Annotated in this window: 14 protein-coding genes and 1 pseudogene; 4 read left to right on the top strand and 11 right to left on the bottom strand. The window is 60.8% G+C overall.

Translation table 11 applies throughout. The features are described from left to right. Positions 1–202: 202 nt before the first annotated feature. The 5 genes from RG836_RS16025 to RG836_RS16005 all read right to left on the bottom strand — a co-directional run bounded on the left by RG836_RS16025 (position 203) and on the right by RG836_RS16005 (position 6569). Positions 203–1906: a LeoA/HP0731 family dynamin-like GTPase gene (locus tag RG836_RS16025; RefSeq protein WP_310847235.1), complete on the bottom strand. Its 1704-nt coding sequence runs from the start codon at positions 1904–1906 to the stop codon at positions 203–205. Next, positions 1906–4107, bottom strand: a complete 2202-nt coding sequence (locus tag RG836_RS16020) for a hypothetical protein (protein ID WP_310847233.1) — start codon at positions 4105–4107, stop codon at positions 1906–1908. The genes RG836_RS16025 and RG836_RS16020 overlap by 1 nt, the downstream gene beginning before the upstream one ends. Before the next feature lie 69 nt (positions 4108–4176). Continuing rightward, positions 4177–5619 (bottom strand): DUF726 domain-containing protein, encoded by a 1443-nt coding sequence (locus tag RG836_RS16015; protein WP_310847230.1) that lies wholly within the window; start codon positions 5617–5619, stop codon positions 4177–4179. 64 nt (positions 5620–5683) lie between these two features. Beyond that, positions 5684–5971 (bottom strand): hypothetical protein, encoded by a 288-nt coding sequence (locus RG836_RS16010; protein WP_310847228.1) that lies wholly within the window; start codon positions 5969–5971, stop codon positions 5684–5686. A 331-nt stretch (positions 5972–6302) separates the two neighbouring features. Next, positions 6303–6569: a hypothetical protein gene (locus tag RG836_RS16005; protein WP_310847226.1), complete on the bottom strand. Its 267-nt coding sequence runs from the start codon at positions 6567–6569 to the stop codon at positions 6303–6305. Between the two features lie 120 nt (positions 6570–6689). Here RG836_RS16005 and RG836_RS16000 point away from each other — a divergent pair, with 120 nt between their 5' ends. Further along, positions 6690–7562, top strand: a complete 873-nt coding sequence (locus RG836_RS16000) for a WYL domain-containing protein (protein WP_310847223.1) — start codon at positions 6690–6692, stop codon at positions 7560–7562. Between the two features lie 12 nt (positions 7563–7574). Here the strand turns inward: RG836_RS16000 and RG836_RS15995 are convergent, their stop codons facing one another. The 6 genes from RG836_RS15995 to RG836_RS15970 are packed head-to-tail and all read right to left on the bottom strand — an operon-like array spanning position 7575 to position 17785. Further along, positions 7575–8390, bottom strand: coding sequence for a YfaP family protein (locus tag RG836_RS15995; protein WP_310847220.1), 816 nt, complete (start codon positions 8388–8390; stop codon positions 7575–7577). A gap of 3 nt (positions 8391–8393) precedes the next feature. After that, positions 8394–10013 carry a DUF2300 domain-containing protein gene (locus RG836_RS15990; RefSeq protein ID WP_310847217.1) on the bottom strand — a complete coding sequence of 540 codons (1620 nt, stop codon included), beginning with the start codon at positions 10011–10013 and terminating at the stop codon, positions 8394–8396. A 1-nt stretch (position 10014) separates the two neighbouring features. After that, positions 10015–14583, bottom strand: coding sequence for an alpha-2-macroglobulin family protein (locus RG836_RS15985; protein WP_310847214.1), 4569 nt, complete (start codon positions 14581–14583; stop codon positions 10015–10017). Further along, entirely contained in the window at positions 14580–15236 is a 657-nt protein-coding gene (locus RG836_RS15980; protein ID WP_310847211.1) for a DUF1175 domain-containing protein, read from the bottom strand. Before RG836_RS15980 ends, RG836_RS15985 begins: the two co-directional genes overlap by 4 nt. Further along, positions 15233–16945 (bottom strand): DUF2138 domain-containing protein, encoded by a 1713-nt coding sequence (locus RG836_RS15975; protein ID WP_310847208.1) that lies wholly within the window; start codon positions 16943–16945, stop codon positions 15233–15235. Before RG836_RS15975 ends, RG836_RS15980 begins: the two co-directional genes overlap by 4 nt. 48 nt (positions 16946–16993) lie before the next feature. Beyond that, positions 16994–17785: a YfaP family protein gene (locus RG836_RS15970; RefSeq protein ID WP_310847207.1), complete on the bottom strand. Its 792-nt coding sequence runs from the start codon at positions 17783–17785 to the stop codon at positions 16994–16996. Between the two features lie 262 nt (positions 17786–18047). Here RG836_RS15970 and RG836_RS15965 point away from each other — a divergent pair. From RG836_RS15965 to ispA, 3 genes and pseudogenes are all read left to right on the top strand, one after another. Next, positions 18048–18338, top strand: a pseudogene (locus RG836_RS15965) (DUF4172 domain-containing protein); the annotation flags it as partial. Positions 18339–18504: 166 nt separating this feature from the next. Next, entirely contained in the window at positions 18505–18747 is a 243-nt protein-coding gene (locus tag RG836_RS15960) for an exodeoxyribonuclease VII small subunit (protein WP_003228627.1), read from the top strand. Beyond that, positions 18744–19631 (top strand): (2E,6E)-farnesyl diphosphate synthase, encoded by an 888-nt coding sequence (ispA, locus tag RG836_RS15955; RefSeq protein ID WP_310847196.1) that lies wholly within the window; start codon positions 18744–18746, stop codon positions 19629–19631. The genes RG836_RS15960 and ispA overlap by 4 nt, the downstream gene beginning before the upstream one ends. The last annotated feature ends 43 nt before the right edge of the window (positions 19632–19674 follow it).

Genomic DNA, 19674 nt, shown 5'->3' with positions numbered 1-19674 from the left:
CATTTGCAATCGACCCGCCTCGCGGCTTGGATTGCACCGACTGGGCAGATCACTTTCTGACCCCTTCCCACAGCCGGACGCAAGATCCGGATGTACGTTTTGAAGGCTGACGCGGTTTACCAAAAATGAACCAAAGCAGTCCCCGAGAAGCCGGCCACAAGCCGGCTTTTTAATGCCCGAAGCCTGCTCTCGCCCACAGGCATCATCCCAACCGGACAAACTCCGCCTCAATCACCTCGCCAACCTCCCGCCATTCCTTGAACCGCCCCCGCTGTTCCTGCCGCTGCGCGATGGTGCTGTTCATCTCCTGCACAGTGCCCAGCAAGCCCTGGTATTCCGGGAAGAACCTCACGATGAATTCATCGCTGTCCAGCAGATCCGCCAGTTCGGCGCGTTGTTGTTCGAAGCTGGTGATCATGCTGGCTTTGGCTTTTTTGAAGGCTTCTTCGCGCTGGTATTGCTGGTAGCTGTCCCAGGCTTCCAAGGCGAAGCCCACCACGACCAAGGCGCCGTTGATGTTCTTTGCCAGGTTGACCGCGCCCCAGGGTTTGAATTTGAGCATTTTGCCCAGGTCCATGCCGAGTGCACCGGCTGCAGCGGCGATGCCGTCGCGGGTGGCGAGCACGGAGGTGTTGTTGATCAGATTGCTTTTGACGACGTAGCTGACGCCTTGTTTGCCGAGTTTGGTGACGGTGCTGTTGAAGTGTTCAATTTCCGAGGTGAAGCTCAGGCGCATGCTGCTGATTTCTTGGGTGACGCCTTTGAGCTGGCGCTCGAACTCGCTTTGCAGGTTGTTGCCGAGCACGCGCCCTTCGTTGCCGATTTCACGCTCGAAAAATTCGCCGTAGGTTTCCAGGGTCAGCCCTTTGGCTTGCAGGATGAGGTCGGTGAAGTAGTCGAAAACGAAGTTGCGCAGGCAGCCGCGGACGTCGCTGATCCGGCCGCTGGCCGCTTGCAGTTGTTGTTGCAGGGTCTTGCCCATGCGCTCGAGACGCTGCACTTCCTCGCCGATTTTTTCGTCATTTTCGACGGCAACCGGCAGTTCTTTGTGCAGAACGTCGAGGATCACGCTGTGTCGCGCTTGCTCGACCACCACGGCGACGCCGCCGCTGCTTTTGATTTTCTCTACGGTGGCCCTCTGCAGGCTGGCGATGTGTGACAGCGCCTTGAATTTGTCCAGATTGGCCAGCCAGTAGTCGGTGCCCATGTCGAACGGGTTGGCGGAAACGGCGACGATGGCCATGTCCGCCAGTTCGGCATCCGTGGCGGCGAGGCAGTCGTGCAGGCGACTCTTGACGTTGTCGCGCTTGATTTCAAGGTTGGCCAGGTAATCCTGCTCGTCCTCGACGTCGGCGACTTCATCAAAACGGCTGAGTACGAACACGGTGCGCGGCAGCAGGTCGAGGGTGCGGAACAGCCACTTCAATTCGTCGGCGTGGCTTTCCTTGATCGGGTTGGTCGAGTTCATCACGTACAGGACCAAGTGCGCCTCGCTGACGTATTTGCGCGTGATGTCCTTGTACTGCTCGATGGTCTGGGTATCGGCGTTGTATTGCTCTTTGAAGCCGAACAGCCCCGGGGTGTCGATCAGCACGAAATCGTCGCCCACTTCGTAGACTTTGACTTCGTTCGAGGACTCCTGCTGGCTGATGTTCATGCTGGACTTGTCGAGCTTCTCCATCCACGCGGCGGCAATTGAGGTCTTGCCTTCGGAGAAACCGCCGACCAGGGCGATTTTCAGTTTCTCACCGGCCACTTGGTGCCGCGAGGTATCGAGTTTGGCGATCAGCGTCGGATCAATCGACACGCCCAGGCTTTCGCCTTGGCGCAGAAAGGTTTCCAAGCGAGCCAGAATGTCCAGCGCACCGGCCTGCTGGGCCTGAAATACATCGAGCGTGGTTTCCATCAACGATTACCTTCAACCTGAATGTCATTGGAGAGCTGGGTCAACTGGGCGAGAGAGCCGCTCAGGACCTTATTGATGGCGGCGATCTGTGCCACCGGCTCGTTCAAGTCCGCTTGGACTTCGGCCACTTTGCTTTGCAGCGCGGGCAGTGCATCGGCCAGGCTTGTGCGGAAGGCCTGCTGCAGCTGTTCGGTGATGTTCTCGAGGTTCTCATCCACCGACTTGCGCTGCTGGCCTTGTTTGTAGCTGGGGCTGAGCAAACCCCATCCAGCCTTGAAAAGGCTGGCGAGCAGGGTCAGGCCGCCCAAGGCCATCAGCGCCCACCCGGCAGGATTCCAGAACATCAGCGCGCCACCGGCCAGGGTCCCCAACAGGCTGACCATATTCAGGCCGTTATCGATTTTGATATCGACGTTGAACGGCACATTCAGCCGGCCGATGCGCAACTGGCTGTAGGTCGCCAACAAATCCTTGGCATGCGCCTCGAACTGCGCCACCACCGCGCCAATCTGCCCGGCGAAGCTGTCGACTTCCTTCTGCATCACGTCCGGCAGCGCGTGCTCCAGCACTTGCTGTTGACCGGCGATGCTCTGCTCCAGCGCCCGACGAAACTCATCGTTGCCAATCCCGGCCTCGATTCGCGCGTAAACCTCGCGACGGACCGTGGTCTTGAACTGGCGGATGGCTTCCTCGCCCCGTGCGGTCAGGCGGGTTTCCAGTGCCTGTAACGCAAAGGCCAGTTGTGCCTGGGCGCTGTCGGTCTCCAGACGCAACTCTTCTTCAAGCGGACGAAACTCGACGCGGCGCAGGGTCGAGAGTTGATGGATGACCTTGCTGATTTCCCGCTTGACCTTGTTGAGGTTGGAGCGCTTGATCTTGGCCCGATAATCCTTGACCAGATTGTCCTTCAAATGCCCGCAAAAAGCCTTTAGCCCGGACTTGTCGAGCATCTGTTCGGCGCTCATTTTGGCGAGGAACTTGGCCTGCGTATTCGCCGCCGATGAACGCGGCACCAGGCAGTCGGCCACCGCCAGGAAGGCCGGCCAGGCACTGAGTGAAATCGTCCGCCGGTAATGCTCGCCCAGTTGCTCGGCGAGCTTGGCGTCCAGATCGGTGAGGCTGGCCTGTTCGTCATCCGTGACCAATTGCGGCTTGGAGAGCGGCATGGCGTTGGTGATGCGTTTGTTGAACAGGGTCCAGACTTCGGTTTGCGCGCCGAGGTGCGCTTTGATTTTTTCCAGCGTGCCCTGGCGTTCGGCGTCGCCTTTTTGCGGGGCCGTGGGTTTGCCGGTGACGTAAAACACGGCGTGGGCTTTTTTCACCGCGCCGTCGATTTCATCCTTGACCTGTTTTTCATCACCCTCAATGCCCGGCACGTCCAGCAACGCGAAGGGCTGGCCGTCGATTGCGAAGTCGTAGCGCTGGGTCTGCCGGGTGAAGTCGGGGCGGCCGTCGCCGATGATCGCGCCGTCGGCGTGCTGCTCCAAGTGCGCCAGACTTTGCAGGGCCTGCTGCTGCCGGGCGAGGCGGATGGTCTTGTCAGCTTGCCATTGAGCACTCTGATGTTCGACCTCCGCCATGGCGGCCAGGCGTTGCGACTGCAGCGGCGCAACCGATGCCTGACGCTGGGTGAGCAGTTTCTCTTCCGGCAACTGACGCAGCGCGTTGAGCAGGCGCTGGAACAGGTTGGCGTTGCGCTTTTTGTCAGCGATGCTTTGCGTCAGTCCCTGCAATTCGGCCGCGAGGGTTGCGTCCTGCAGATCAAAATCCTCGGTGACGGCTTGCAACTGGCTCTGGATACCGGCCAGTTGTTCGTCCAACGCGGCAATCTGTGCTTCGAGACTTTGCAGGTCCGCCTCGCTCAAGCCCTGTTCCTGCTGCAATTGCTGGAACCGCCGACGCTGTTCGACCTTGGAATCTTCGTTCAACAGGATGCGCAGCGTCTCAACCAGGGTCGACTTGCCAGCACTGGTTTCGCCGTAGAACGCCAGCGTGAAGGTGTCCCACTCGGCATGGCTTTGCAGGTCCACCATGGCGTCGTTCAGCTCTTGCTGCACGCCTTGAAGAATGGCGCGAGCGTTGTTTTGCTGCTGCGCGAGTTTCTGGTCACGGGACGTGGATTCCAGGGTGTGAAGAATCGCCGCTACCGCTTTGCCAACATTCAGGTAAATCTCTTCCGGGGATTGCAGTTCGACAATCATGCTCTGACTCTTTTCATCCAAGTTGAAAATCCCCGCAGCCATGTGTGACTCGCGGTGTGAACGTCGCTGTTACATCAACCCTTCATCGTCAAGCATCAGCCGCGCATAAAACACGATCGCCACCGCTGGGATCAGCGCAGAGTAACCCGGCTTCAGCGCGGTTTTGACGTTAGTCACCAGTCGACTCATCGGCTTTTTCGCGATCTCGCCCAGCAGCCCCAACATTGAGGAACGGGTGAACCCGATCACCGCGCCGCTCGACACCGCAGTGCCGGCGCCAGGGTCGGTCATGTCGACGGCGACGCTGGGTGATTTGAAGTACGAGGCAACGGTCAGGCGTTCGGCCAAGGCGTCGATGTGCTTGAAGTAAGTGTCGCGGCTCATGGCTCTGGCATTCGCTAAAGGATCGCGTGACAGCGGATGCCCGTCGGGAAAGGCGTGTCGGAAGAAGGACTTCACCAGCAGTTCTTCGGTCTCGATGATGTTGCCGCATTTATGCAGTTGCGAACCCAATTCGTAGTGGTCGGTCAGCATGCTCAATACTTGGCTGTAACTGATGCCGCGCCCCCGGGCGACATTCACCAGGCAATGACCGCCCACCAGTTGCAGCTCACGGGCGAAGGCATAAGCCTGATCTTTTTCGCCGTCCTTGATGTCGGTCCAGCTACTGGATTTCAAGTGTTTGATAGCTTCTTGCGTCAGTTCGGCCGGTGATTGTTCGAGCACTTTGTAGAGCACCGAATCCTTGATCACATGATCGCCCGTGCCCACCACCACACCTGTACTCAGTTGCCCTGGCTGATACCCGCTGAACTGCGTGCGAGCCATGACTTCGGCCAACTTTTCCCAATAGTGCCCGTGACCGAAGTCCGGAATCCGAATGTTTTCGAAGTGCTCCACTTCATTGCGACCCAGGCTGTTCTCGCCCAGGTTCAAGTGCAGGATCCAGTCATCTTTGGAATAAGCATTAATCATTCGGCCGCCGACGTTTCTGCGCATTTGCTGCGCTTGCGCCGGCTCGACTTTGACGGCGGCGGCCATTAATAAAACGTCGCCAATGCTCAGCCCTTCAGGTGGTCGAGTCAGGTGCGTGAGCGTGCTGGCGACCAGTCGGCCGCCCAGTGAATGACCAATCAAGTTGATGGTGGTGACACTGCGGTGCTTGTCGAACAAGTAGTCGTTCAACTGTTCCAGCAACACCTTGCCCATGGCTTCGGCCCGGGCACGAATGCGGGTGAAATGGATCACGCGATCACCGGCAAACGCAGCGGCGCCCGCAGCCGGATGAATCCGCGAAGCCGCCATACAGAAATTTCGTGAAAGGTTATCGACCCGGGAAAAGTGGCTCGATGGCCAGAATGCGAAGATATTCACGCAGTTCTGCAAAGAGGCTGGAATGCTGTTGAGCAACAATTGCCGGTCTTCAAGGCTGTGGCCTGCCGAGTAACCGTGAATAAAGATATTGGCGACGGTCCCCGAAGCCTTGGGCAAAGAAGAAAACTTGAATTCCACTGTTCACACTCCCTGATATCAACACTCGGTGACTCACTATCCGATTAACGCTGGACCACCTGACTCAGTCCGCCACCAGAAACCGTTTGGCGATGACGGTAATCAAATGCACGCACAACACCACGCCGGTGAACACCGCGACGCCCTTGGCCACGATGAAGAAGTAGTCTTCAATCCCGCGAAACACCCAACCCAGCACCAGCCCCATGCCGGCGATCAAAGCGGCGATGAGCAACAGACCGATGTAGGGTCGCACCACGCGGGAACTGGCACCTTTCGCGCCCTTCTCAACGAGGCTGAGCACCGCGCCCAAGACAATTAAAAACAGCACGACACCTACGATAATTCCCATGTTCCACCTGAGGGTCCGTCGGGCGATCTCACTGCGCGCAGACACGAACAGGTTCACCCGAACTATCAATTTTTAAGCGGTTCGATTATGCCGAGAACGATGCCAGTTCGCCATCATCCGACTGGAATCAAAGGTCTAATGCCAGGGCCATCTTTCTGCCCAAAAAGCTGCCCAAGGGCTGGCGCGGGTCCTTTTCAGCTCAGGGCTGGCGCACGTCGGGCACTGGCTGAACCAGTCACCCGGCCCGAGCACATCGCTTTTCGGCGCAACGGTTTTCTTCCAGCCGCAGCGGCCACAGCTAAACGTAAAAGGCTTGGGTTTGATCGGCATGTCAGCACCCTTCCCGGACGCCGGACACCAAGTCCTGCAACAGAACCAGCTTGCGTTGCAGCTGTTCGACGTGCGCTTTCTCGGCGCGCAGTGCCGAGCGCAACTCTTTGTTTTCCACTTCCCGAACCCGTGCCCAGCGGCACGCGGCCTTGCATTCACGGAGCATTTGCCACACGTCCCGCAGCTTCAGGTACTGAATCATCAGCACCAGGGTGATGACCCCCATCAGCAGCAAAGCCCCTGTCGAAACAGCATCCGACGTTGTCATGTCCACATCCTTTTCGTGAGTTCGATTGATCTCGAAGACAGCCGAAGAATATGTAGTGTTTGACGACAGGTATAGAATGTAGACTTATACAGGTAAACAAATCGAGCACATGGAGCGGTCATGAAACGCACGCCGGACATCAAACAGGTTCGCTGGGACCTGGCACTTCGCTACCGTTTGATCGAGACCGTGGTCTGGTGGGAAGGCCGCCTGACCACGGGCCACTTGATCCAGAGCTTCGGCATCAGCCGTCAGCAGGCGTCGAAAGACATCAACACCTACATGAACGACCATGCGCCGCAAAATCTTACATATGACAAGAAGATCAAAGGCTACGTACCCAGCAAAGTGTTCAAGCCACGGTTCATCGACGACAGTGCCAACGCCTATTTGCACCTGCTGAACCAGACCCATTCCCGCGCGCCCCACGTCGAAGGCCTCGCCCTGGCCTATGCCCATACCCTGGTGCTGGAAGTGCCGGACCGGACCATCCGCCCGGAGGTCCTGCGCCCGCTGCTCAAGGCGTGCCGAGACAGCGAGGTCATTGCGGTCGAGTACGTGTCGCTGGCCAACCCGGCCCCGGAGATCCGCCTGATCGCGCCTCACACCTTGATCTACACCGGCATGCGCTGGCACGTGCGGGCGTATTGCGAGAAGAACCGCGAATACCGCGACTTTGTCTTGAGTCGCCTGCGTGGTGAGCCGGAGTTTGAGCGCAAGACCGAGAACCTCATCGCCAGCGACGACGATTGGAACACCGAGGTCGAGGTAATTATCGAACCCGACTCCCGCCTAAAGCCGGAACAGAAAGCGATCATCGAAGCCGACTTCGGCATGCAGGACGGCACCCTGGTCATCCCGACCCGCCGGGCCTTGGTCAAATACGTGCTGCAACGTTTCCAGATTGACCCGAAAAAACTCGACCCGAAAGCCGCGGCGCAACAGATCGTGGTGAAGAACCTTGAAGCGTTGAAGCCGTGGCTTTATGAGTGAGGCGCCCTCAGATCACGGATAACTAAACCCCTTCACCAACGTCAACTCCCCCACCGCCCGCATCGGCACCAGAAAATTTTCGATTTTCTCACTTGGCGTGCCCTCCTCCGTGATCACCGTAACTTGCGCGGTGGTCAGCGGTTGCTCGGCGTTTTCCTGGCCGTCTTCGTCATTGCGATAGCCGCCGCCGAAGTAGTTTACGTACACCAGGTACTGGCCTTTGATCGGCGCGGGCATGGCGAAGATTTCCGGGCCGTAGCCGGTGGTGACGTCGACGTCGAGGGCGGCGCCGTTGGCGACGGCGCGCTCGCCGTACCAGATGTGCGCGCCGTCGGGGGTGATGAGGTGCAGGTCGAGGTCGGTGCCGTCGCTGTCCCAGGCCAGCAGCACCCGCAGTTTGGCGGGGGTAGCGCCGCCGCTGCTGTTGAGAAATTGCGTGCGGTGGCGTTGCGTACCATCGGGGCTGCGGACTTCGACGCTGTTGCTGCCGTTGGGAAAGGAGAACGGCCGATCGAAGCGGCCGGCGGGATCGATTTTCAGCGGCATGCTCACGCCGTTAACGATCAACCGGCCGGGCTCACTGGCTTTCGGCGTGGCGTTGATCTGACCACTGATGCGCGCGGTGTTGGCTTGGCCAGCCGGAGTGTTGACGGATGACGCGGGGTAATTGACGGTCTGGCGAAAGCTTTCGCCCTCGCCTTGCGCCGCGCCAGTGCGCCAACCGCCAACCGGGGTGTCGAGTTTTACAGCGCTGTCGGCCGCCAGGGCCGACGGCAATGCGTACATCGAACAGAGGAACAGGAAAACCTGCGGATAACGGAGTTTCATGGCCTATTCCAGTAAGAGGTGGCGGGCGAGCCCTTCGATGTAGGTTTCATCCTGGCCGTTAGGATGTGCGTCGAAGGCCAGGTGCAGGTATTCGTGGGTCAGGTCGAGGCGATCTTGCAGCGACTGCACGCCGCGCACGTAGATCCGCTGACGCTCGCGGTCGACATAGGGGCGGCCGAAGGCAAGCTTGCAGACGGCGAAGGTGCTGGTTTCGTTGTAGCCGACTTCGCTTTCCAGACGCTGGCGCCAGCCCGGACGCTGTTTCTGCAGCCAGACTTGAGCGGCGGGCAACGCTTCGCAGGAGGCGACCGGATTGTCCCAACGGCTGAGGCTGGCGCGGGGGTAAGCGTGCAGGAGAATGGCGTCGTAGCGTTGACCGGCGTTGGCTTGTTCGACGGCGTGCTGCCAGGCGAGTTTGTCCGGGGCGGCCTGGTCGGAGTGATAGGTGACGCTGCTGCCGGCGAGCACCAGGTCACTGGTCCACGCGGCGATGGCGCGGGATTCGGGCGTGGCGGGACGCGGAGCAACGCGCTGACGGCTGCTGCTGTCGTCGATGCTCAGGCAATCACCGTGGCGGGTAGCGTTTTGCAGCAGGTAAGTGCGGATCGCGACGGCCAGGGCTTTCGCGGCTTCGGCAGGTTCGGGGGCAGCTTCGCGCTGCAAGACACGGGCGACATATTCCTCGCGATCGAGACGGGCAACGAGCCGGCCACCCAGCAAAAACAATTCGCCGGCACTGTGGATAGCCAAGGCATTGTCGTTGGCGAACTCGACGCGGTAATCGCCTTTCAATGGCCCGTTCGTCACGACCTGGTCACCGGCCAGCACTCGGCGAAACGGGTAGCGGGCAAACAGATTCACTTCCACACAGCGCCCGGCATCCACTGGCCAGTTCGACGGCAGTACGGTGGACAGTGCCTGGCCATAGTCACGCAATACCCTCTGGCTGGTGCCTCGCCCACCGGCCCAGATCGGCGTGCCGTCAGCGGTCCATCCGGCAAACCCACCCTGGCGCGAAGACGGATCATGCTCACCGAGCCAACTCCAGGTTTTCACCCGCAGGCGCCCACCGAGTTCACCGACGACATTACCGTCAGCAGCATTCAGCACCACATCGAGCAGCACGCGACGCGCCTGATCCTGTGCCGGCATCAACGCCAGCACTTTGAGCAATCCAGCCACGGGCACCCGTGTTGCTGGCTGTAACGCCGGCAGATCGAGCAACCACTCCGGCGCCTGTCGCGCCTGCCAATACTGGCGCCAGTCAGTGCTGGTGATACCCAGTCGCGCCGGTTCGAAGTACAGGCCGCAGGATTTCACCAGCGCTTGATCACGCCCAATCTGGCCGCCCGCCGCGCAGCAATACACTTCCTCTTTCGACTGACCACGACATTCATAAGGCGATTCGTGGGCGCCGGTGTCGACCAGCCAGCCATAGACGAACAGCTTCCATAAACTGCCGAGCGGCGTCTGCAAATCTACGGGCAGCGGTTCGCGAGCGACCACTTGGGTGGGGCTCAACGACAGCAGCTCACCCTTGAAACCCAGCCGCAACGGTTCCTCCTGCGCTATCGCCAGCGCAGGCAGCAAACACATCAGCAGCCAGACCCAAGGCCGAGTCATGTCACTGAACCGTGACCTGGCCCAGGGCCGCTTTTTGCTCCTGGGCTTGATGTTGCGGTGCGTAGACCTGAGTGAAACGCACCGGCGGCAAATTGAACTGACCTTTTTGCGAAAAACGCACCAGATGCCGCAGGCGCAACTCTCCGCTCAAGGCATCGACCGGTATCCCATAGGCCATCTGCCCTGGCTCGAACCGCGCCTTTTCCAGTGCGCTCGGCTCGCTCCCGGCCTTACCCATCAGCTTGATGCCCCACGTGGTGCGCTCGACATCGGCGCCTGGTGGCAGCGGCACCTCCAGCAGGCCGTAGCGCAACGGTTTCGCGGCTTTGCTGGTGAGGATAACTTCGTCCAGATACAGGCTGTCGCTGGACAACGGCTTGGTGCCCACCGCTTCCAGTTTGAAGGTGAAGGCTTCGTCGCCCGGCACCAGTCGCGACAAACGACGGGTGATGGTCACCGGCATCGGTTCAACCGGCGGCTGCCGAGTCTGGTAGCTCAATGACGCGCGCAGGGGACGTTCCTGTGTCCCGGTCAGCGACAAGACCGTGGGGATTGGCGCCGCCCCTTGCCAGGTCCAGAACATTTCACCGGTGGCGCTGTGTTGTTTCTTCCAGCCCTCCCCCGGTGCCAGCGCAAGGGTCGGCGAAGCCTGCTCGATGCTGCGTTGCAACCAGCTCAGGGCCAACGCCCGTTCAAGGGTCGACTGCTGCGGCAACAGGCGTTGCAACAACGTGTGGGCACTGGCCTGATCGAACGGTTGCAGCGACAGACTCAAGGCTTCGGCAAACGGCTGCGAACTGACCGCCAAGCGCTGTTGCGCCGCAGCCACTTGACGATTGAACGCCTCCGGTAAAGGCACCTTGGCCTGACGTGCCAGCGACGCGGTCAGCGCCCGAGCCGCCGCCAAACCCAAGGCCGACTCCGGGTCGCTCATGACCAGGCTGTCCTCGCCCTCAGCCATCAGATTTTCGGCGCTGCCCTCGCCAGCTGTTGCCAAGTCGTCCATCAACCCGCTGAGCAACGTGTTGACCGGCAACTGCATCTGCTTAGCGAATGACAGGATTAATGCCCGCTGCAACAACGGGGTGTTTTTCGCCTGTTTGGCATATACCTCCAGCACCCGTTGCCAATGCTCGGGGGGCAAGCTCAGCTCCAGCACCTGACTGGCGTGCCAGTCGGCGTAGTAGGCGTATGCCGTGAGGAAAGCATCCGGCTCGCCGTCCTGGCCCCACCAGGTGAAGCTGGCCGAAGGCCCGGCCATTTGCACCAGGCGCAGGCGGCTGTTTTGCATGATCAGACGCAAGCGGTCGCGGATCTGCGGGTTCGACGCCAACGTTGGGTAAGCCATGCTCAGCGGCAGCAAGCGACTGGCCGTCTGTTCAACGCCGCCATACGGGTAGCTCAGCAGATCATCGAGGGCCGACCGGAACAGCGCTTGCGGGCTGTCATCCAGGCGCAGGCGAATAGTCGTAGCGTCCGCCGGCACGCTCAACGGCGTATCGCCGCTGGCCACGTCCAGGCTTTGAGTCTGGGTGACTTGCCAACCGTCACCGCTCGCGGTCAGGCGCACGGCCAGGGCGTCGGCGATTTTGCCGTCCTGTACCAGTTCGGCGGACCACTCGCCACTGGCGAACGCAAACGCCGGCAGCGGGATGTAGTTGATGCCGTTGTTCAGGGTCACCGGGACACGTTGATCACTGCCGCCGTAATGAATCACCAGTTCCGCCTTGACCGGTTGCTCAGCCTGGCTGAACGCAAACACGCCCAGGTCCGGTTTGTCGCCGGCGCGGAAGGTGCTCGGGCCGCTCCACTTCAGGTACAGCGGTTTTTCCGAGCGCACGAATTGCTTCTTCTGCCCGACCTGGCCGTCATCGGCCATGGCTCGCGCGGTGATGCGCCAGCGCGTCAGCGAGTCCGGCATCTTGAAGGTGAAGCGGGTCTTGCCGTCGGCGTCAGTGATCAGTTCCGGTTGCCACGCTGCGGTATCGACATCTTCACGACGCGGCCGCTCCAGCACTTTCACTCCGCGCTCGCTGCGGTTGGCCTTGCCCGGCGCGCCAGGACTGCCCGGCAACGCTACGTCGTAACTGATGAACGACAGACTGGCGCTGGTGCGCACATTGTTACGGCGCGGATGGTAGAAGAACTGGTCGATGGTCGGCGCCACTTCCGGCTGCAGCGCGTAGATCATTTCGTCGACCACGCTGACGGTCAGGTGTGCCGGGATGGGTTTGCCGGCGAACTGGGTGCTGAGGTCCACGGTCACCGTGTCGCCCGGCTGGTAGTGCTCTTTATCAGTGGCGATCGCCACGTCGATCTGCGGCGCGACCACTTTGATCCCGGCGTTCTGGAAGCTGTACTGGCCGCCCTTGGTGTAGAGCACGGAGAAGGTCAGATTCGGCGCAAAATTGTCCTTCACCGAAATGCGCGCGCGGTATTGGGTGTCGCTGAGTTTCTCCATTTTCAGCCAGTCACCGCCCTTGGACAGCAACGCCGTGGCCTCGACCTTGTCACGCTCGAGTGACAGCAGCGCATCGCTGATCGGCTCGGGAAAGGTGATCAGCGCCAGGGCTTCTTCGCCGGCCTTGTACTCAGGTTTGTCGAGGACGATTTCCACGGTGCCCGGCACGGCTTTGATGCCTTCGCCGGTGACCGAATGCCCGGTCGCGCCAATCACCCGACCGTGCGCATCCTTGAGCGATAGGTTGTAGGTGCCGGGACGCTCGAAGGCCAGGCTGAAACTGTTGTCAGCGGCGGTGAGTTTGCCTTCGCCCGTGCTCTGGTCCTCCAGGCGCACCCAGCTGTAACTGCTCGGCGGCGCTGCCTGGTTTTGCTCGTTTTCATTGGCGTAGCTGAAGGCAATTTTGTCGCCCACTGCACTAAAGCGTTGCGGCGCGCTCAAGCGGAAATTAGCGGCGCCACGGTCGATGAGGATTTCCTTGGTGGTCTTGACGCGATACGCCGCGCCATCGCTGGCAAACACCGTCAGCATGTAGCGGCTTGGTTTGTCGGCGGCGGGCAGGTCGAGGGTTGCGTTGCCTTTGGCGTCGGTGGTGAGTTCGGTACTGGTCAGCTCCACCGGGAATTGCCCGAGGTATTGCAGCTCGTTATCGACCATCGACAATTGCTGGGCGCGCAGGCTCAGGCTGAGCTTGGCGTTGGCCACTGGTTTACCGTCCGGGTACAGCAGCACTAAGCTGCCCTTGACCGGTTCGCCGGTGCGGTAATCCTGCTTGGCCAGGTTCAGCGAAATTTCGAAGTGCGGCTTAATGTACTCGGCCACCCGGAACGCACTGCTGTAGAGCTGATCCTTGTAGCTGAAACGCAGTTCATAACCGCCCGCCACTGCGTTGTCCGGCAACTGGAAACGACCTTGGGTGCCGGCCTTGGCATCGAGTTTCAGGTCCAGGCTTTGCAACTCGGTACCGGTGGCATCGAGCACGCTGACCTTGACGTCGGCCGCACCCGGCAGCACCGAATCACGGGCGTTTTTGAACTCACGACCGACGATTTTCAGCGACACCCAATCTCCCGGCCGGTACAGCGGCCGGTCGGTGAACGCATAGAGTTTGGTGTCGTAGATTTCGCTGTCGTAGTAGAAGTTTTCCGAGACGAAAACCCCGCCCTCTTCGTCTTCGCCAATCACGAACGAACGCTCGGGGCTGACGTGTTTCAACCGCAGCAAACCCTCCGCATCGGTGGCGCCGCTGTTCATGACGCCCAGGCCATCGGTCCATAGCACATTGACCTTCGGCACCGAACTGCCTTCGTGTTTGCGCGCGGCCCAGACCAACAATTCATCACCGGAAATCTTGCTCACCGCCACGGTGTTGGAGACGAATACCATGGTAGTGGCGCGGTACTTGCCGATTAGCGCTTCCACCAGGTACAGCCCGGGCTTGAGGTTGCCCAACGGGATATAGACATTGCCCGGCGCGACGCTGACAAACTCACTGGACGAGCCTGCCAGGTTGACCCCGGCCGGCGGCTGGATAGGTTTGGCGTCCCACAACGGATAACGGAACTGGCTGACCACCGGCAGGCCCGGAATCAAGGCGAATTGTGGCTGCGCATCGTAGGGCGTTGGCGCGGCGATGGCGTTGCCCATCTTCAGTTCCGGCACTTCCTCGGTGACTTGCTTGCGCGACTCGTAGGAAAACGCCCGCTGCATCACCCGACGGGATTTGCGGTACCAGTTGTCCCACAGGTAAGCGAGGGTGTTGGACAGGCCTTCACCCTTGAACTGACCGTCGCTGACCACCCGGTGCAGGTTCTTCTGGCGCTTGAGGAAATCCAGCGGTTTGTCGATGCGGTATACGCGGATGTCGGCACCGCCGTAAGGCTCCATGCGAAAGCGCCGATAGTCGCGACCCGGCGCTTCGAGACGCACCATCGCCTGCTCATCGCTGGCGAAGCTGCTGTCGGCCAGCAGGAAAAAACTTTCGCCGGGCACCGGCGTATAGCCGCTTGGCTCGACAGCGTCTTCGGCATTGACCGTGGCCAATGGCAGCAGCAAAGCAAGCAACAGCGGCAGTTTCGAACACAAGCGCAGCATGCGGGCACCGGTCATTGGGAGAGAAAATTCAGTCGATAGACGCCGATGAAGTTGGGGTTGGCTGCGTCGGGTATCCATCGGGTGTCCTTCCATGTCATGAGTTGCTGCAGGCTTGCGGAGCGCATGCCGTTATCGGTGGGAGTGCTGGTGCCGGTGTGATAGGCAATGAAGCGGCCCATCCAGATCATCAGGTGCTGGTCATCGCCCTGGTCGAAAAACATCAGGTCGCCGGGACGCGCCAGGGCCACGTCGCGGCCGACTAGATGACTGTTGAATTGAATCAGTTTGATCGCGTTGACGTAGGGCCCGACCTTGCCACCGCCCTGCTGCCATTGCTGGGCGAGGCCGCGCTGGGCGTCGCTCAGTTGCAGTTCCGGTGGCAGGTAGCGGTTGGACAGGCCGTTGCTGCGCAGCCATTTGTCGTCGTGAACTTTCAGCGCCTCGTTGGCGGCGAAGCGCACCAGGCCGGCGCAATCCTGCTGGTACCAGCGCGGGCTTGGGCCTTGGGTGAGTTGTTCCTGGGCGATGCGCACGAACCAGGCGCGGAACACCTGGGATTGCGCGACATCCAGCGGCGGCGCCTCGACCGCCCCAGCGCCAGCGCCAGCGCCAGCGCCAGCGCTCAGCAGTAAAGCCAAAAGGCCAAGGCTGCGGATCAAGGAACTCACAGGGCTTTCCACTCCAGCGGAAGCCACTGCCAGTGGCCGTCCGGCTCGGCGCCCTCGGGCAGCGTCAGGGCGTATTTGCCGTAGCCGCTCAGGGTCTTGAGTTTCGGCATCAGGTAGGTTTGCGCGGCGTTGAAGAACACCGGTTCCATGTCCTGCGGCAGGCTGTCGAGAGTCTCCTGCTGCATCAGTTGCGCCATGGCGTCCGGGCCGAAGTAGACCGGCATCAGCAGATCTTTGGGCAGTACGTCGGCCATCGGCGGGAAACGTTTGTCGACTGTGCCCAATGCCTTGTCCACCAGTCTGTCATCGAGTGAAAACAGCAAGGTCGAGCCCTGCCGCGCCAGGCTCACGCGCATGAAGGCTTTGCCGGTAATCGCATCAGGTTGCTCGGCATCCTTGGCCGCATAGGGACCGAAGTTCGAACTGACCTGGCGCTGCCACTGATGCAGGTTGCCGTCGTGCTTCTCGACCACCGGAAACGCTTTGTCTGGCACCTTGCCCTCGTAAGCCCCGACCATCGAGCCGAACAGTTTGCCCAGATCGCCGTCGAGTTTGCCGCTGTCGCTGTCCTTCAGGCTGGCCACCAGCAGTGGCGTGTACAACCGCGAGTCGGCGTACCAGCACAACCCGGCGGCGCCGGCCATGTGTTCGGTCAATGCTTGGGCCACCGAGTCATCGGCGCCAAGCTTCACCAACAGCGGTTTCTGTTGCTCGGCGGCCAGCGGCAACGCTACGCACGCACTGGCGCCCATTGGCATGGCTTGCCAGATAGGTTTGAAATCGAAATCAGGCTGATCCTCCAGTTCATCCATCGCCAGGTAGCTGTGCCAGCCTTTGTCGTCCATGTCGAAACGCAGGCCGGCGAAGTTCGGAATGAAACGCTGGTAACCCATGGCCAATACGCTGGCGTTCACCGACAGCCGCTGCTTCACTTCCGGCGCCCTGGGCGGCAAGCCGAACGCTTCAGGGAAGAGCTTTTCGCCATTGAGCAACGCGGCAATCGCCTGGGTCGACACGCCGCCGCTGTCTTCCGGTGCGTCAGCCTCCGAGTCGTAGAGCTTGGACGGGTTGGACAGCACCACCAGTTTGTCGCCGTGAGAGGCGAACACCAAGGACTTGCTGGCGTTGTAGCGCAATTGGTAGAGCGCCACCGTTACGCCGCCGACCTTGACCTCGCTGAGCTGGCTCAATTGCGTATCGTCCAGCGCCACTTTGGCCAGCGGTTCGAGCAGTTTGGCCAGGCCACCACGGTCCATCACCAGCAGAAAGTCTTTCAAACGCCCATCCGCACCACGCCACAAGGCGACATCCGCGGGTTGATCGAAGAGTTGCTCGATCAGGCTGTCCTGCAGTTTCAGATCGTGCTCATAAATGATCCGGCGCAGGCTGCCGATCAGACCAAGGCGATCGGCCTGGGTCTGGTAGTAGAAGACGAAATCCTCGGTCAGGGTCTCCTTGAGAAACGGCACCGCCAGGAGATCCTTGGGCAGTTGGCTCAGGGAATGGGTTTCGAGCAAACCGTCCGGGCGACTCATGCCGAGTTTTTCCGCCGCCAGTTCCGGCATCGGCGCCTTGGGTTTGTGCAGCAGCCAGCCCATGCCCGCAGCCACGCCCGCCACCAACACCAGGCCGCCGACGATGAGCGGCCAGCGACGAGAAGGTTTGGCACCGGGCGCTTCATTAGCCGGGGACGCCGTGTTATCGCTCATGTTCACGCTCATGCTCACAAAGCCCAATTCATCCGTGGTGCGGGATGCTTAATAGTTGAAAGTCTTGACCAGCAGCAGGTCGCCGATGGCGCGCAACGGCACGATGAAGGTCTCGCGTTTTTCATCGACGGTGTTTTCGTTGAGCACCAGGTTGATCTGCGAGGTGATGACCTCGTTCTGGTTACTGGCCTCATCGAAGTTATAGCCGCCGCTGCCGAAGTTGCCCCAATAGTTGACGTAAACCAGATAAGTGCCATGCAACGGCGCGGTCATGGTGAACATTTCCGGGCCCGGGCCGTCGACGCCATCCGGGTCGAGACCGCCACCATTGGAAAGGCTGGGCCGCGCGAAAAAAGCATGCTGGCCGTCGGGGGTGACGATGTGCAGATCGAGCTCGGCCTTGGGGTCGTCCCAGCCGAGCACCACGCGAATCTGCTCGGGGGTGCGCAGGTTGTTGGCTTCGTAGAATTGCACGCGCTTGAGGGACTTGCCTTCGGAGCTGCGCACTTCAACGCTGTTCGAGCCGGCGCCGAAGGCATAGGGCCGGGCGAAACGGCCTTGCTCGTCGGTGTATAGATTCAGGGGATTGCCATTGACCGCCAGGCTATGGGGCGGCCGCAAGTTGCCAATGGCCTTGAGTTGACCCTCGATCATCGTGCGATTGCGCTGCACGCCACGATCAATGGGCGGTGTCGGGTAGGCGACTTGCGGGTTTTCGCTGCGGTCGAGCAAGCCGCTGTAGCGCCAGCCGCCCACGGGCTCCGACAACTCAGCCGCAGGCTCGGCGGCAAGCGCCGGCGCGCAGCAAAATCCGATCAGCAGCAATAACAATGAACGCATGTGATGCCTCCTGCCATGCATGACGAAACCTTGCGCCCGATCCTCGGCGCGTAACAGCTCAAAATACGGTGTTTCGTCAGAAAGACCCGCAATAGTCGGGTCCTGGACGTCGCGAAGATTATCGAGTGGAGGTTTTTTTAACAATCAGAGACCGCCGAATGTGCGGTAGGAAAAATGCTGTCGGGTGGACGGTGAGCCGAATAAAACGGCATATTCGGCTCATAATGTGAGCCGAATACCTTGGTTATTCGGCTCACGCATCTTGGCGCGAATCGACGCGGTCCTGGGCAAGACGCGATTCTGGCAGGTGCATCAGCAATCACAGCTGACCGCAGAGCAGACCAAAATCGTCAATCGCTTGCTGGACGGTGGTGAGCGAGGTGTTGAACAGGGCATCAGTGCCGCCCAGTATCAAGCGGTGGCAAAACTGTCGAAGGCCACGGCAACCCGCCATTTGGCGGAGCTAGTGGAAAAAGGTTGCCTGAAGAAACTGCCGGGCGGCGGGCGCAGTACCCGTTACCAGATCCGCTACCCCGGTGACCCCGCACCGTAGTTCGTTGCGACATACCTTTGTGGCGGGGGAACTCGCCCCAGCGGGAGCAAGCTCCCTCGCCACAGGGATCACTGAATATGCGCCGGAACCGGCCGCCGTTCATTTGCCCCAACCCCCCATGTCTGCTAGTGTCGCGCCGGTTTAACGTCAACCGGAAATCGCCGCCATGGCCCGCAAAAAAGCTGCACTGGATTTCGAACAATCCCTCGCTGACCTGCAAACGCTGGTCGAGCGTCTGGAGAATGGCGAATTGTCGCTGGAAGACTCGCTGACCGCTTTCGAACAAGGCATCGGCTTGACTCGTGACTGTCAGGCGGCGCTGGCCCAGGCCGAACAAAAGGTGCAGGTGCTACTCGAACGCGATGGCGAGTTGGCCGAGGAACCCTTCGACGCGGAACAGCCCGAATGATTGCTGCTTATCAGGCCAGTTCCCAGGCCCGCGTCAACGCTGCGCTGGATACCTTGTTCAACGCACCGAGCCCTGAATTCGCCCGCCTCTACAAAGCCATGCGCTACAGCGTGATGAACGGCGGCAAACGGGTCCGCCCGCTGCTGGCCTACGCCGCGTGCGAAGCGCTCGGCGGCCAGGCGGAGCAGGCCAACGGCGCGGCCTGTGCGCTGGAATTGATCCACGCCTATTCGCTGGTGCACGACGACCTGCCGGCCATGGACGACGATGATTTGCGGCGCGGCCAGCCGACCACGCACAAACAATTCGACGAAGCCTGCGCCATTCTCGCCGGCGACGGCTTGCAGAGCCTGGCGTTCAGCGCCTTGCTCGATCCGCGCCTGAGCAACTGCGACGCCGACATCCGCCTGCAAATGGTCAGTACCCTGGCCGCCGCCGCGGGCCCGGCCGGCATGGTCGGAGGCCAAGCCATCGACCTCGGCTCGGTGGGCTTGAAACTTGACCAGAAAGCCCTCGAATACATGCACCGGCACAAGACCGGAGCGCTGATCGAGGCCAGTGTCAGGCTCGGTGCCCTGGCCAGCGGCCGGGCCGAGAAAGACGAGCTGAAATCCTTGCAGAGCTACGCCCAGGCCATCGGCCTGGCGTTCCAAGTGCAGGACGACATCCTCGACGTCGAAAGCGATACCGCTACCCTCGGCAAGCGCCAAGGCGCCGACATCGCTCGGGACAAGCCGACCTACCCGGCGCTGCTCGGGCTTGACGCCGCCAAGGCCTACGCCCTGGAATTGCGCGACCAGGCCCTGCATGCCCTGCGACCCTTTGACGCGGCGGCAGAGCCATTGCGCGATCTGGCCCGCTACATCGTCGAGCGCCGCAGCTGACGGCGTATCCGCCAAGTTAAATGCAACGCGTGGGCAGGGGCCG

It is taken from the genome of Pseudomonas rhizozeae, assembly GCF_031583775.1.
In the GTDB taxonomy this organism is placed as follows: Bacteria; Pseudomonadota; Gammaproteobacteria; order Pseudomonadales; family Pseudomonadaceae; genus Aquipseudomonas.
Note: the sequence above shows the minus strand (reverse complement) of the source record. Positions and strands in the feature narration are given on the sequence as shown.